General features: G+C 60.9%; 15 protein-coding genes. 11 read left to right on the top strand and 4 right to left on the bottom strand.

Annotation, left to right across the window (positions count from 1 at the left end):
* The 11 genes from CUV01_RS18725 (at position 1) to CUV01_RS18675 (ending at position 10,445) form a co-directional block, all read left to right on the top strand.
* Entirely contained in the window at positions 1 to 576 is a 576-nt protein-coding gene (locus CUV01_RS18725) for a hypothetical protein (protein ID WP_101462267.1), read from the top strand.
* Complete coding sequence (locus CUV01_RS18720) at positions 576 to 1,607, top strand: TrbL/VirB6 family protein (protein WP_101462266.1); 1,032 nt, start codon at positions 576 to 578, stop codon at positions 1,605 to 1,607. The genes CUV01_RS18725 and CUV01_RS18720 overlap by 1 nt, the downstream gene beginning before the upstream one ends.
* A 38-nt stretch (positions 1,608 to 1,645) precedes the next feature.
* Positions 1,646 to 2,329 (top strand): VirB8 family type IV secretion system protein, encoded by a 684-nt coding sequence (locus CUV01_RS18715; RefSeq protein WP_101462265.1) that lies wholly within the window; start codon positions 1,646 to 1,648, stop codon positions 2,327 to 2,329.
* Positions 2,329 to 3,060 (top strand): TrbG/VirB9 family P-type conjugative transfer protein, encoded by a 732-nt coding sequence (locus tag CUV01_RS18710; RefSeq protein ID WP_101462264.1) that lies wholly within the window; start codon positions 2,329 to 2,331, stop codon positions 3,058 to 3,060. The genes CUV01_RS18715 and CUV01_RS18710 overlap by 1 nt, the downstream gene beginning before the upstream one ends.
* A 10-nt stretch (positions 3,061 to 3,070) precedes the next feature.
* Entirely contained in the window at positions 3,071 to 4,387 is a 1,317-nt protein-coding gene (locus tag CUV01_RS18705) for a TraB/TrbI/VirB10 family type IV secretion system protein (protein WP_101462263.1), read from the top strand.
* Positions 4,387 to 5,391 (top strand): ATPase, T2SS/T4P/T4SS family, encoded by a 1,005-nt coding sequence (locus CUV01_RS18700; RefSeq protein ID WP_101462262.1) that lies wholly within the window; start codon positions 4,387 to 4,389, stop codon positions 5,389 to 5,391. Before CUV01_RS18705 ends, CUV01_RS18700 begins: the two co-directional genes overlap by 1 nt.
* Positions 5,392 to 5,458: 67 nt before the next feature.
* Positions 5,459 to 5,872 (top strand): hypothetical protein, encoded by a 414-nt coding sequence (locus tag CUV01_RS18695; protein WP_157994920.1) that lies wholly within the window; start codon positions 5,459 to 5,461, stop codon positions 5,870 to 5,872.
* Between the two features lie 11 nt (positions 5,873 to 5,883).
* The gene (locus CUV01_RS18690; protein WP_101462260.1) at positions 5,884 to 7,806 is read left to right on the top strand and encodes a type IV secretory system conjugative DNA transfer family protein; all 1,923 of its coding nucleotides are present in this window, start codon (positions 5,884 to 5,886) and stop codon (positions 7,804 to 7,806) included.
* Between the two features lie 189 nt (positions 7,807 to 7,995).
* A complete protein-coding gene (locus CUV01_RS18685) occupies positions 7,996 to 9,114 on the top strand; it encodes a hypothetical protein (protein WP_101462259.1) in 1,119 nt (372 codons plus the stop codon).
* A gap of 505 nt (positions 9,115 to 9,619) precedes the next feature.
* Positions 9,620 to 9,889: a hypothetical protein gene (locus tag CUV01_RS18680; RefSeq protein WP_101462258.1), complete on the top strand. Its 270-nt coding sequence runs from the start codon at positions 9,620 to 9,622 to the stop codon at positions 9,887 to 9,889.
* Entirely contained in the window at positions 9,882 to 10,445 is a 564-nt protein-coding gene (locus CUV01_RS18675) for a hypothetical protein (protein ID WP_101462257.1), read from the top strand. The genes CUV01_RS18680 and CUV01_RS18675 overlap by 8 nt, the downstream gene beginning before the upstream one ends.
* Positions 10,446 to 11,028: 583 nt before the next feature.
* On the opposite strand, the gene CUV01_RS18665 is transcribed toward CUV01_RS18675, so the two are convergent.
* From CUV01_RS18665 to mobC, 4 genes are all read right to left on the bottom strand, one after another.
* Complete coding sequence (locus CUV01_RS18665; protein ID WP_101462255.1) at positions 11,029 to 11,436, bottom strand: PIN domain-containing protein; 408 nt, start codon at positions 11,434 to 11,436, stop codon at positions 11,029 to 11,031.
* On the bottom strand, positions 11,426 to 11,656 hold the full coding sequence (locus CUV01_RS18660; protein ID WP_101462254.1) for an AbrB/MazE/SpoVT family DNA-binding domain-containing protein: 231 nt from the start codon (positions 11,654 to 11,656) through the stop codon (positions 11,426 to 11,428). The genes CUV01_RS18665 and CUV01_RS18660 overlap by 11 nt, the downstream gene beginning before the upstream one ends.
* Positions 11,657 to 11,735: 79 nt before the next feature.
* Entirely contained in the window at positions 11,736 to 13,610 is a 1,875-nt protein-coding gene (locus CUV01_RS18655; RefSeq protein WP_101462253.1) for a relaxase/mobilization nuclease domain-containing protein, read from the bottom strand.
* Positions 13,607 to 14,194, bottom strand: coding sequence for a plasmid mobilization relaxosome protein MobC (gene mobC / locus CUV01_RS18650; protein WP_198731949.1), 588 nt, complete (start codon positions 14,192 to 14,194; stop codon positions 13,607 to 13,609). The genes CUV01_RS18655 and mobC overlap by 4 nt, the downstream gene beginning before the upstream one ends.
* Positions 14,195 to 14,685: the final 491 nt, after the last annotated feature.

Genomic DNA, 14,685 nt, shown 5'->3' with positions numbered 1-14,685 from the left:
ATGAAGAAGCGCATGATCCTGGGCGGAACTGCCGTCCTTGCCGTTCTGGCCGCCGTGGCGGTGGCGCAGATGCGGCCGGTCGAGGAAACCACGCCCGAGGGCCTGGTGACGCAGGCCGACGACAATCCCTTTGCCGGGCTGGACGAGATTTTCAACGAGCCCGACCCAGATCTCGGAATGACGGAAGAGGACGTGCAGGCCGAGGACGATTACCTGCGCATGTCGCCGCCGGCCGGCGGGACCGGCGATATGCCCGAGGCACTGACCGAGAACGTGCTTTACGAGACCTGCGAGAAGGTGCCGGAAGTGAAGTCGGCGGAGTTTTTCAGAGGGACACCAGACGCATACGCCGATCGAATGTTATACGATTACGTGCGCTATGAGCGGGTATTGACGACCAAAGATTGCACCTGTGCGGGCAAGGTCGCGCCTTTCGCCGAGGTCCAAAAGATCAAGGATCAGATCGTCGCCGAACATGGCGATGACTGGAACCGCCTGATTATCGGTGGCGAATACGAAAAAGATGGCAACGAGCTGCGCGACCAGGTGGAAGCCATGTGCGGAGGGAAATTCTGATGGGCATTGTCACCGATATCCTGACCACCATCGACACCAGCGTCATGACCGCCGGCGAGCGGTTTTTCGAGGCGACCGCCGCCGGGATGCTGCCGGTGATGACCATCGTCTGCACGATCCTGCTGGTGCTGGTCGGCATGAACATGGCCATCGGCTATTTCCAGATGAATGCGCGGGATTCGATCCAGCTGGCAGTGCGGATCATCCTTGTCTATTTCTTCGCCTTCTCCTGGTCGAATTTCGGGCCGGTCTATGATGCCTTCGCCACGACCAGCGGCGATATGGCGATGCGCTTCTTCGACATTGCTGCGACCACAGGACAGAACAGCGCTTATGCAGCGATGGATGATTTTGCTGTACAGATGGCAGACACGGCAGATGGCGTGGCCAAGTCACAGGGCTCGATCATGCGCGGGTTTCTGGGCGGTGTCTTCTTCGTGTTGCTGTCGCTGCTGATGGGCATCTATGTGCTGATCGTCGGCTTTGCCAAGATCATGCTGGCCTTCCTGATCGGGGTGGCGCCGATTGCCATGGTCGCGACGATCTTCGAGCGGACGAAGAACATGTTCGAGGCCTGGCTCAGCAGTTTCGTCGGTTATCTGATGTATCCGATTGCTGCGTCGTCGGTCATTGCAACCATCGTAGCCGTGGCTCGGCAACAGTTTGTTCGCCAAGACAATGTGGACACGATCAGCCAGATCATTGGCTTCCTGGTCATCGTCTTCGTCGGCATCTTCGCGCTGAAGGCGATCCCCTCGGCCGCGTCGAATATCACCGGTCATTTCCATCTGGCCAATATCGCGCCGCAGGCATTGCGCCTTGGACAGGGCGGGCTCGGGGTGGCGGCACAGAACGTGCCCGGCACCTCGACGATCCGCGATGCGGCGACCATCGCCAGCGCCGCGCGCGCCGGCACATCCGACGATCCGCGAAAGCAGGCGCAGGACCGGGACCGCGAATTGCGTGAACGTGGCGCAGCGATCGGTCAGAAATTTCGCGACATGCGGTTGCTGCGCGGCGGCAAGGACTGAGCAGACAAGGCCAAGAGCCAGATTCATGAGGTGAAATTATGACAGACCGCGTGTCTGAACAGAGGACGATTCTCGAAAGCGAATTGATTTTCGGGGCAAGACGCAGCCTGCGGACGGCCTGGGGTGTGGCGATTTTCAGCAGCCTGATCGCGGTGGGCGAGCTGACCGCCCTGGTCATGCTGCTGCCGCTGAAGGAGACGCAGGCTTACCTGACCATCGTGGACCGCGACACCGGCATCGCCGAACGCGCGGTCGAGATCGAGAACGCGAGTATCGAACATGCGGATGCGGTCAAGCAGAGCCTCGTCTTCAATTACGTCATGGATCGCGAGACCTACGACGCGAATGACAACGAGCGGCGTATTCTGGCGGTCTATCGCAAGTCGGCCGGCATCGCGCAGCAAAGCGTGCGAGCGCTCTGGACCGAGGGCAATGCGGATTATCCGCCCGATCTCTATGGGGCGACGGGCAAGATCTCGATCGAGGTGTTGAGCGTCAACCCGATTGATGAGGACACGACGCAGGTGCGGTTCACCAAGACGCTGAGCCGTCCCGGCGAAGATGATCGGATCGGCAATTTCTATGCGACCGTCACCTATCAGTTCGTGCCGACCCAGCAATCGGCGGTCGAGCTGGTCTGGGAAAACCCCTTCGGCTTCACGGTGACGGATTATCGCGTGACGGCTGAATCTCTCGAAGCCCAGCAGGAAGGAGGAAACTGATGCTAAAATCGACCTATGGCGCGGCCGTTCTGGCTGCATATCTCGCTCTGCCGGGCCTTGTTCATGCCGAGGCGCGGCCCCAATCGGGCTCGCGCGACCATCGTGTGACCTATGCGACCTATCAGGAAGGCCAGGTCTATACGGTGCAGACGCGGGTGCGGAACGTGACGCTGATCGAGCTTGGCAATGGCGAACGCATCCAGTCGATCGCCATCGGCGACAGCGAAAGCTTCCAGATCGACAAGTTGGAAGGCGCGAACGTCTTCACGGTGAAGCCGGTCATCCAGGGCGCTGCAACCAATATGACCGTCGAGACGAACCGGCGGTTCTATTTCATCAACCTTGTGGAAACCAGCCGCGGCACACCCAGCTGGTCGGTGAAATTCACGGTGCCCGGCGAGGGAGGATCGACCCGCTCGGCGGGCGCCGCCGCTGCGACGGCCGCCGCGACCCTGCCGCCGATGCGCTATGCGGTCTCGCGCAAGGTCAATGGTGCGACTTTCGCGCCGACCGGCGTTTCCGACGATGGCAACCGGACCTATTTCCAGATCCCGCCTGGCGCACCGATGCCAAGCGTTTTCCGGGCCGATAGCAAAGGTCTCGAATATGCGGTCAACAGCACCACGAAAGGCACCGTCATCACGGTTGCGGGCCGCTCGGAACGGTGGGTGCTGCGCTATGGCGATCAATATGTCTGCGTGACCGGCTCGGCCGCACAGGCCGGGCTGTAAGGAGGTATCGATGGCGAATGAGAACGAGCAGAGCGGCATCGAGGAACGGTTGCAGCGCCTTCAGCGCAAGCCCGGACGGATGAACCGCTGGAAGCCCTGGGCAATCGGTGCCGGAACCTTCACCGCCGGCGCAGCACTGGCCAGCTATGCTTTCCTGACTGCGACAGATGCGCCGCCGCAAGGCGCCTCGCTGAACCTGCCCACATCGCAGGTGACGGATTTTCAGGACGGCAGCGGCCTCGATGGCTTTACCATCACCCGGCCGCGTCCGGAACCGCAGGTGCCGCAAGCCCCGGCCACACGCACGGAAACGGTGGAAGTGGTCGATCAGACGCGGATCGACGAGTTGGCGGCCGAGCTTGATGGATTGCAGCTGAAGCTGACGGAGGGCGATACGGCCCGCGACGCGCTTCTGGCGGAAATGGAGCAGATGAAGGGCGATGCGGCGCTGAAGGACGAGGCCCTTGCCGAGGCCGAGCGGGAAATGCTGCGGCTGCAATCGCAACTGGAAACCCAGGATCAGCTTTTTGGCGAACAGGATGCCGCCGCCGCACTTGAGGCGCAGCGCCGGGCCGAATACGAGGCTCGCCGGGCCGAAGAGGAAGCGCGCAAGCAGGCCCAGATCGCCTCGCCCATGGTGACATATCGGGCAAGTGGCGGATCTGAGACGCCGGATGGAGGCGATGCTCGCGATTACGCTGCCGGCGATGAGTTCCTTCGCGCCGGAGCGAACAAGGCGCGGGTGACACAGAGCGAGGTCATTGGCAGCCCGTCCAACACGATTATTCAAGGCACGCTGATCGAAGCGACGCTGGAAACGGCCATAAGCAGCCAATTGCCCGGCAATGTCGCGGCCAATGTCAGCTATGATGTGTGGTCGATGGACATGAGCCAGGTCCTGATCCCGCGTGGTTCCAAACTCTATGGCCGATATAATTCGCAGATCGAGCGTGGGCAGCGCCGGGTGATGATCGCTTGGGACCGTCTGGTGACCGCGGATGGCCAATCCGTGCAACTCGAAGGGTATGGCACAGACCGCATCGGACGCGCGGGCATGACCGGCAAGGTCAACAATCACACGCTGGCCCGCTTCGGATCGGCCGCGGCCGTGTCGATCATCGGTGCGCTGCCGGACATTGCCGTCGCCAGCATCGAAGAGAATGGCGGCAGCGAGACCACGCGCGATACGGTGGAGAGTATCGGCCAGGATGCGTCCGACGCCCTCGATAACGTCTTGGCTGAATATCTCGACATTCCGGCAACGATTTCGGTCGACCAGGGCGCGGTGGTCATGGTTCGGGTCAATACCGATCTTGAGATGTTCTGATGGCTGGCTATCTCGATCATTACCTGAAGCGCCTCGATATGATCCTGGGCGACCCTCTGACGATCGAACTGGCGATCAATGGCGATGCCGGTCTCTGGGTTGAAAAGGCCGGATCGGCTCATATGAGCCGCTTCGACGGGATCAGCCTGAACCCATCGGAAGTGACCGATCTGGCCGGGCAGATAGCACGATCTGCCGAGCAGCCGCTGACGGCTTTGTCGCCGATGATTTCCACCACGGTGCCCTATGGCGGTGCGACGCTGCGGGTGCAGGCGATCATTGCGCCGGCGGCATTCGGTGGAACCATCCTCTCTTTCAGGGTTTTCCGGCAAAGGTTGGCATCGGAGGAACCGAAGAAGTTCGGCTTCCTGCGCCAGCAGGGCATTTCGCTGGAAACCGACCGGCTGTCGAAGATCGAGAAGATTCACAGCCTCGCGGCCGATCTTGGTGTCGGTGGTGATGCAGATGCGGTGCTGACGGCTTGCGTCGATATGAAGCTGAACATGATCGTGTCCGGACCGACCTCGGCCGGCAAGACCGAATTGGCACGCCGGTTGATGTGGATGATCCCCGATGAAGAGCGGTTGGTGCTGATTGAGGATTCGGCTGAGGCCCTGCCGCACCAGCCAAACCATGTCAGCCTGATCGCATCGCGCGACGACACCTCGCCGCGCTCGGCCGACAAGCTTCTTCAGGCCACGCTTCGTCTGCGACCGGACAGGATCATCCTGGGCGAAGTGCGCGGCGGGGAAGCCGCAACCTTCCTCGGCGCGATCAATACCGGCCATGAGGGCAGTTTCACGACGCTGCACGCGGCCAGTGGCCGCAAGGCCATGGACAAGATGGCGCTCCTGGTCATGAACACCGGGACGCAGCTGAACTATGGCGAGATCCTGCGCTATCTGCGTGGCTCGATCGATGCGGTGATCCAGACCGGCCGTGAAGGCGAGGCGCGCGGCATCATGGAAGTCTATTTCCCTGCACTGGATGACGATCTGCTTTGACCTGTTCCCCTACGGCCACGTGCAGGTTTCGCCATGTGTGACGCAACCAGATTTTAAGGAGTTAGAGATGGACAAGGATATCGAAAGCCTGGCTGAGCGGCAGCGGGAGGCATTGGCCGAGGGGCGCGCGGCAGAAAAGGCGGGTCAATCCGTCATCTACATTCATGGTCGCCCTTACGCGGACCCTGCCGGCGAATCTTTTGCATCCGGCGAAGACGCTCTTCGACCGGCAAAACTCGCGACACGGGACGGTGGCAATGAGCGCCTGAGGGACATCGAGTCTGACAATGCGTCGATGATGATGAAGCTGGTTGAGAGCACCGCTGAGAACATGGCCTTCATCCGCAAGAATCTTTCACAACTCGCGGTACGGGATCGCGGGGCCGTCGAGGCCGCATATGGTCGGATTCTTGCCGATGCTGCCGAGGACCATCAGCACAGCGCCGCTCCGGGGAAGCGCGAACTGAACATGGATCTATAGGAGGCAGGCCTATGAACCGGACATTGATCGCCCTGTCCTTTGGCATCATCAGCGGTGTCATCATAGGCCTGATGCTTGGGGGCATGTGGGTCCAGCATCAACTCGGTGCCAATGCCGCCTCTGCCGACATGTTCATTCTCGTGAAGCAGTTTCCGGGCTTGTCGCGCAGCATGACGCAACCCTGGTTCGGCGGGTATCAGATCGCCGGGGTAGCCCTGATCGCGACCGTGCTCTTCACGCTGGCGCTGTCCATCACCCAGAAACTGACCCAATACGGCAAGGCGCATTTCCAGTCACCGACCGAGATCAGGAAGAACGGTCTCCTGCAAAAGATCGGCGGCGGTCTGGTCTTTGCGCGGCTCGGCACACACGGCATCCTTGGTCGTTTCTCGGGCCGGTTCCGGTTCATTGCCTCGAACTGGGACAAATTTCCGCATTGCCTGGTCGTGGCGCCGACGCGGGCGGGCAAGGGTGTCGGCTATGTCATTCCGAACACGCTGCTCTTCCCCGGCAGCTGCGTCATCCTCGATGTGAAGGGTGAAATTTTTGAGGCCACATCCCGGCACCGTAAGGCGCAGGGCGACGAAATCTTCTATTTCGCGCCCTTCGACTTCGATTACCCCTCGCATCGCTACAACCCGCTGGAACGTATCGCCGCCCTGAAGAATACTGATCAGCAGTTCACCGAGCTGAGCAAGCTGTCGACCTATTTCCTGACCACCAGCGAAAAGGGCGGGGCGGCGGATTTCATCGTCGGGGCACGGGAGCTGTTCGTCGCCGGGGGGATGCTCGCCATCGAGCGCGGAAAGCCGACCATCGGGGAAATCACGCGCGTCCTCTTCGGCGGTGCCGACAAGTCCGAGGAATACAAATCCCGCGCGGCCGAGGCCCGTCACCAGCAGACCAAGGACATCTTCATGGATTTCAGCGGCTATGCTGACCGCACGCTGTCCTCCTATGTCTCGGTCCTTAAAGGGGCTGGCCTCGGCCTCTGGGTGAATCCGAAGGTCGATCGCGTCACCAGCGGCAATGACTTCAGCTGGCAGAATATCCGAATGAAGCCGCAGACGATCTATATCGTCGTCAACAGCGACGATATTGTGACCCTCGCGCCGCTGATGCGGCTGCTGTTCGGTGAATTGATCGCCACCTTGCGGTCGTCCCTGCCGAACCACAAGACCGAGCCATGGCCGGTGCAGATCATTCTCGACGAATTCGACCAGCTGGGCAAGATGCCCATCGTCGTGCAGTCGCTGAAGCAGCTGGCAGGGCACGGCGGGCGTGTGTCGATCATCACGCAGTCCATCCCCGGTCTCGACAATATCTATGGCGAGAACGATCGTCTGTCGGTCGAATCCGCAGCCGGGATGAAGCTCTTCATCAGCCCGAACGAGAAAAAGACCGCAGCCGAGGTGTCCGAGGCCCTAGGAAAGACCACCCGACTTTCCGTCAGCGACAGCCTGTCCTCTGACGGTCGCGGCTTCCGGCGGCGGTCTGTGTCGCGCCGGAACGAAGAGCGACCACTGATGAGCCCGGATGAGGTCAAGAAATTCGACGCCTCGAAGGTCATCCTGATCCCCGAACGGCAGAACCCGATCCTGGCGGACCGCATCGTCTATTACGAGGACCCCTATTTCTCGAAGATCATGGCTGCTCAGTCCGGACCGCTGCCCTATCCTGACGAGCGGCATCAGATCAGATCAATGCGTGACGAAATCGAGAAGCTGCAAGACCAGGTGGCGCAGTTCCAGCCGCTTGCCTATGCGCCGCCGCTAGGGATCACCGCTAAGGCGATAATCGCCGAGGTCGAGGCTGCGCGACCCGCCATGACGGATGCCGAGGCACAGGAATCCCTGCGGCCATCCGATAAGGAGGCCATCAGGAAAGCGTCGGATTTCAGGAAGAAGATGAAGGCGAAGGTTCCCATAGAATGACGGTCCCGGCCCAAAGCGGACCTTCATCCCGACGCCGAGCGCCGCGTTGCAGCTTCTCCAGACCGGCCATTCGCTGCGGGTGCTCGATTTCTTTAGTGTCTGAGGTCCGCACTGCGGGACAGAACGGACTTTCGCTGCGACTTGCGCGAAGGTCTGCTTCATTACACTATCGCCGAATGGGACCACCGTATGACAGAGCGCGAACCGATACGAGTCTATCTCGATTCCCAGGACTTCATCTCTCTCTCGGCGCGGCCCCTTTCCGAGCGTAAGGCGGCGCTCTTCGAAGAGCTCGTTAGCCTCCGGCTTAATGGCGTGGCCGAGTTCGGGGTATCTCTCTTCCACGTCGTCGAGGTGCTAAATCCCGACAGCGAGGGCTTCGAAAACTACCAGCGCCATTGCGGCGAGGTGATCCATGCGCTTACAGGCGGCGCCGCGTTCCCCCATGTGGGCGACATTATAAACGGAGCTGTGTTCCCAAACGATGGGATGTGGGCACCTGCATCAAGCTTGGAGCGCATAAAGGCGCTAATCGACGCCAAATCCATCAAGCGTATGGTTGGAGACGCACTTCAGGATCGGGCGCCGCTTTCTCGTCAGCAGCGGCGGATGATTGCGAATCCGAATACGCTCGCCCGCCTCATGGCGAACACGGTGTTCGACCTGCCGCCCGAGCTAGCGATGATCGGCATGACAAAGTCGGAATTCTGCGCCCTTGTTCGCGATCCACCACGTGGGCGACGGGCGTTCCATTCGAAGCTCATGCGCTTCTTCACCGACCCACGGCACTACTGCACCGCAGTCGCGTCCGTCCGGCGCGGCGAGAACCCGTTGCGCCGGATCTTGGACGAGAACCTCGCGGAGCCCCGCGCGAAGCTCAACGCACTCGTGGCCAGCATCCGCCTCAAGCGTGCGCGGGACGAAGGAATACGACTCGTCCATGAGGCCGCCGTCACCCAGGCTGTGCGGACCTACGGCGAGACCTCCGATGAGGCGGGACGTGCTCGGGGTGAGCATGCCGCGTTCGAGCGCGAGGCCAAGCGCGTGCCCCGCTCGTCATGGTCTCATGCGAGCGGTCCCCGGTTCGATTACATCCGCGCCTATTGTGAAGCTCTGTTCCGTATGGAGCGCGATCCATTGCCGTCAGAGGCGGTGGACCTGTGTCACCTCGCCTACCATCCGGACGTGGACCTCATCCGCGTTGATGGACGGATGTTTGACATGATGCGGGGGTTCATACCGCTTGAGGGCAAGATGGTCGCGAAGCTAATGGAGCTGCCGGATGCGATCCGACGCGCGTCGCAATGACTGCACTTCTCTGGGATGGCCGAGTGAAACGGTCGCGCCGTTTCACATTGGCTAGTCGTAGCATTTGAAACGTCAGCAGGTGCAGGTCTAGATCTGATTTGAACCCCATGCAGCAGTATCCGTCGAACCCGCCGTTCGCAAGCGCCGCAGCATCGATCAACAAGGGCTCGATGCGGTCATGCGGCGGTGCGGCAGGCCGTGTGACCATCCTGGCAGAGCGACATGGCACGCCCGGCCCTCTCCGGACATTCGTCCGCAGGTGCAACGCTGCAGAGCAGCTTAACTGAACCGGTCATTCATTCAGGCTGCAGCATTTTGAACGGTCCGATGGGCGTTGATGTCTGGGACTTCCGTCCAGTATCCCTTAGCGAGATCGATGAGCGCGCCAATGGCCTGCCCGTGAACCCGCTGTGCGACGTTCTTGAGCCTGGCTACGATCTGGTGAGATGTTTTTGGTGCTCTAATAACTTGTCGATTGACAATTTAATGGGATGGAGTATCTTCAGTGCCAAGGAAGAAGCACACGTCGAAGGAAATCGAGGCTGTCGTCCAAGAGCTGGAAGCTCTCGGATGGGCTCTGATTGAAGGCAAGGGGCACGTATGGGGAATTCTTCGCTGTCCTGCCAACGATAAGGAATGCCGCTGCGGCACGTTCTGCAACATGTCGGTGTGGTCCACACCCAAGAACCCGCAGCAGCACGCGAAGAAGGTTCGGCAGAAAGCCCTGTCCTGCGTGATGCTTGATAAAAAAGACGAAGGAAAAGCCGATGGCTGAAGAATTCGAATTCGAACTGGTCTTCGCGCTCCCCGAAGGAGAGCACGACGCATTTGCCTTGTCCGACGCCGTCTTCGAGGCTGGCTTTGAAGATGCCCTTGTGGGCACGGGCCAGGCTGGCCTGCTCGGCGTGGAGCTGGAGGTTGAAGGGGACGACGCAGAGGCCGTGATCCTTGATGCTGCGCGGGCACTGATCAAGGCGCTGCCGCAAGGCACTGTGCTGCGCGAGGTTCGCCCTGACCTGGTCAGCTTGGCCGACGTGGCGGAGAAGCTGGAGGTCAAGCGTCAGGCCCTCCAGCAACGCAAGATGCCACTGCCGGTCTATGGTGGGCTCTACCGCATCGATGAGATGGTCGCGGCGATGATGGAGGCCTCGAAGCCGAAAAAAGGCCAGAGGCGCCCGCGGATGAACATTGCTGCAGCGTCGAAGTGGTTCCGGGCTGGAATGGCCGCACGAAAGGTGAATGCACAGCTGACGATGTGCGAGATTGATCCCGCGACAATTGAACGATCGCCGCGGTCGGCGAGGGAAGAGCACGCCTTCCTGCGTCCATAAGAAAAGGCCGACCGCTGGGGTCGGCCTTCTTCATGCTTGAAAGAGCGCCCGGACGTGGTGGCTTAGAGACAGTTTTTGTTTTTTGTCTATAAGAGGCGATCCGATCACCGCTTGCCTTGGAGCACGGCGTGCTTGCCCTGCTGCACACTAAAGCGCCTCGCCTACCACCAGTTGAATGGCGATCAATTGCTGCACTCCTATTGGCGCCACCACGAATGGCAGCTTACTCCCGTCGGCATCCGCCTTCATGAATTCGCAGCGAACGACGGGTTTCCGCCCGACCTGCGGGTCTCGCCCGCCAGTTATCGCCCTGTCCCTGAATGTCGGCTTATCCAGATTGCCGCGGATGCGACGCTGCATCGCCGCATGTCGGCAGTCCGCCCGATGGGCCTGCGATGGTGCGAATTTCGCTGCGCTGAGAACGAATGGCGGTTATCGCCGAATTTCTGCAGTCGCAACGCCGCGCCGCCGCATGTCGGCTTCCCGCCCAAACTTTCATAGTCCAGCGAGGGAAAACACGCCGACCCTGCTCCTAACCTGGACGGGTGATCACATGGCGATCCATCATAGATAGCTGCGCGGATCATATTTGCGCGGCGAATGGATTACGGATCGTGATCCTATCGGCCACCCTGAATCCATCCTGCATGTCCTCTGACAGCAGGATGTCACAGCCAGCCAGTAGCCCGGCTGCAACGATCATGGCGTCATAGACAGACAGCGCGTGTTTCCGCGCCAGGGCGATACCAAGGTCATGCGTCTCATAGGTCAACGGCTCGACGGTCACAAATTCACGGATCATGAGCAGGAACTCATCCGTCTGCGCCCAACTCATCCTGAATTTTCGCTGCGTGACAGTCGCAATCTCGTTCAGCACCTGCACGCTGACGGTTCCACCGCCGCGCAGCAGCCCTTCGGCAATGTCAGCCTTGGTGTGGTCGTCAGAAAGCAAGTAAAGCAGGATGTTCGTGTCGAAGAACCTACCTGGCATTCGCCTCGTCCCGATCGAACCGATAGCCCTTGGGCATCAATCCACGAAACTCGCGCAGGCGAGCCAGGATTTCTTCGGGGTCACGGCGTCGATGAACCTCAAAAAGCCCGGCATCGGCCGCAGTAATCTCGATCTCGTCGCCCGCCTTCAGCCCGAGTTCCTGGACCATCCGCGCGGGCAGGCGGACGGCCAAAGAATTACCCCATTTCGCGATCTGCATGGTGTTTGGCTCCGCCTTGAATGATACACATCGTCAATAATGTATATCCTGGCGGCCCCCGGTTCAATCGGTGATGCGATCACAACTCGTGACCGAGATCCTTGCGACGCGAAACGTGATGCTCGTCAGCCTCCTGCTCGGCCATTTTCTCTTTGACCTGCCGGGTCTGGGCGAGCGTGATGCCGACCGACTGATGGGCTTCGCCCGCCGCTGCCACAGCCCGCGCGATAGCCCGACGCTGACCCGCATCAGGAAAATCGACGGCCAGGGCGTTGGTGTCGCCGGTCGCCATCCGCGCCATGGCATTCTCGCCATAGCGTTCGCGGAAGTCGGCCCCGAAGCGCGCAGCGTGCTCATCATTCTGGAACTCGACCTTGCCATGCTGGGCGTGAGCATCGGCCATTACAGACAGGGTGCGGGTGAGCTTGTCATTTGTGGCCTCCTGCTCGATCGGCACTGCGCGTGAAATCGTCCGCGCCGCCGCGGCATAGAAGCTGTCGACCAGCTCGGCCGCCCTGCCCCGCCCGTCCTCGGAAGACAGATCGATCTTCTTCGCGTCGGCCACGGCCAGAATATCGGCCTTGATCCATTCGCGCTCCTGCCAGGCATTCGCGGCACCAAGCTCCATCCGGGACTGGATCACGCTCGGATCGAGACCGGCCTTCTCTGCGGCCGCGCCGATCTGCGCCGTCATTGCCTTTGAGCCATCCGGCCCGATGACGTTGTGCTTGTCCTCGATGGTGATGCGATCTCCGTCCATCTGCGCCTGATAGACCGGGGTGCGCGGGGCATGGTGCATCAGCTGCGCGCCGCGATCATCGCCCAGATCGCGCACGATCTCCGAGGCAATACCGTAGAGTTCCTCACGCATTTCGCGCTGCTCCTGCACGGGCAGGCGCGAAATGTCCTTCTCGCTTTCATCCAGCCAGTTCCCGAAGGCAGTGGCCAGATCGCCGCGATTGCGGATGGTTTCAGCGTCCATGACGATCTCCTGATTTCTGTGATTGATAATGCCGCCCTGTTCCAGCAGGTCGGCTGCGGCCTCGATCTTCCGGGCCAGGTGCTCGTCGCTGATGAGCGTGGCCACGACCGCGAGACTGCGCAGCGTCTCGATATTGCGCTGAATGTGATCGAGGGCATCGCTGAGCGCCCTGCCCTGGCGGCGGGCCTCGACGGGCTCACGGCCTTCACGCGCAGCCCGCTCGATCTCGGCCCGTGACGGCCCATAGGTCAGGACGCCCCGGTCCAGGCGGCTGCTCTTGTCCAGAAACATGCCCTGCCCGGCGGCGATCTCGACCAGCCGTTCCTTCATGAAATCCAGATTAAAGGCGTGGTCCTTCGCCATATAGAACCAGTCGCCATTCTCCAGGCCCCGGTTGTTCACGACGACATGGACATGCCTGTTGACCCGATCGGTGTGCAGGGCCGCAACATAGGCCCATTCCTCGCCATCCGAATGCAGACCGGACTGGAACATCTCCATGCACCATTCTTCGACCACTGGCCGGCCGCGCTCCCCGCTCACATCGAAGGGGAAGGAAACCAGCAGATGCGTGGTATGGCCGTTCTTCGGATCGCCGGTCCATTCGTCAGACCACTGATCGACGATCACCTTGCGCTGATCGCCGTTCAGCGTCCGGGCGCGCGGGTCCAGATCGGCCATGTTGCCGAACACCGCCGCTGCCTTGGAGAAGAGGTAATCCAGCTGGTTGCCAAGCTGCTTTCCGGTGTGCGTGCCGCCATTGTGGATCTTCTTCAGCACCACCGCATTCGAGCCCTGGGCGACGCGCCACAGGCCCGCCGCCCGCCCGGAAAATTTCGGCTTCGGGGTCATGAACCTGTCGAACTCGCGCGCGACCTCGGCCTGCTGGAAGGCCAGCATACCCGCCCCGCCCTGCCAGATCGGAAACTCGATCTCGCCGATCAGCGCCTTTGCCAGCCCACCGTGATTCATGCTTCACCCTCGATGAAGGCTTTGAACAGTCGCACTCCACGACGCCGTTGCTCGCTGACCACCGCCTGAAGGAAGGTGCGCACCTTCGGCATGGTGAGCCGCAAATCGTCCAGGGCGTGCATCTGACCCTTCGCCAGCTTGATCTTCCGAGTGTTGGCAGCAAAGGCGATCTGGTTGATGTTGACGCCAATCTTGTGAAGCTCGTGTTTGATTGCCTCAAGCTCCGCCGCCTGTTCAGGCGGAAATTCGAGCATCCCGACACTGGATCGCAGCAAGGTGCGCAGCACATCGGAACGACTTTCTGTGCCAAGAACCCCTTTCAGCCTGTCCAACTGGTGCACCTCCTCGGGGGATAGCCGCACGGTAACGACACTTCCATAGGTCGTGGTCGCCTCGGATTGACGCAGTTTCAGGGCCTTTTCCTTCTTGATCGCCTCAGGCGCGGCACCAACCGCGTCAGCAACCGTGGAAACAGCCCCGCCCGCCTTCAACTGGCGGATGGCCTCTGCCTTCTGGTCTTTCGTCAGCGATTTACGCGCCATCAATAGTCTCCTGACGATGGCGGTCAGACGGTTTGTATACATTCCGCATTTCCTGCCACTTCCCCACATGAGCCAAGGTAACCCAAGATCGCCCACCAAACAATCGGGAACTTGCCGCCGTAGGCGGCACCGATTGGGGCGATCGCCGAGGTTGCTCGGTGCGGCACATGTGGTCCGTTTTCTTGACGCTTTAGGCTTGTCGCTCTTGCGACACCGCTTCAGGCGCGCGCCGAGTGCCGCCAGGCGGCCGCTGAAGCCCGCGCCGCATCGGGTTAGAGCCTGGCCCCGCTCCTGGTCCTTACGCACCCTCTCAACGCCCCTGCCCTTCGCTACGCCACATCGGATCTCGCATCACGGTTTGCGGATGGTGCATGTCGCACCTCGTTCCGCTGGCCCGCGCTGGACATGACTCGATTAGCGTCAAGCACAGTCAGAATGCAGACCCTCGAACCATGCAGCACGCACCATGCATTGCGGGTGTCGGTTGACGCATGCCGGATGACGATTGTTGTACGTCGGATACCGTTTCATGG

Source organism: Paracoccus tegillarcae, assembly GCF_002847305.1.
In the GTDB taxonomy this organism is placed as follows: domain Bacteria; phylum Pseudomonadota; class Alphaproteobacteria; order Rhodobacterales; family Rhodobacteraceae; genus Paracoccus; species Paracoccus tegillarcae.
The sequence above is the reverse complement of the archived record's forward strand: the minus strand, read 5'-3'. Positions and strand labels throughout refer to the sequence as shown.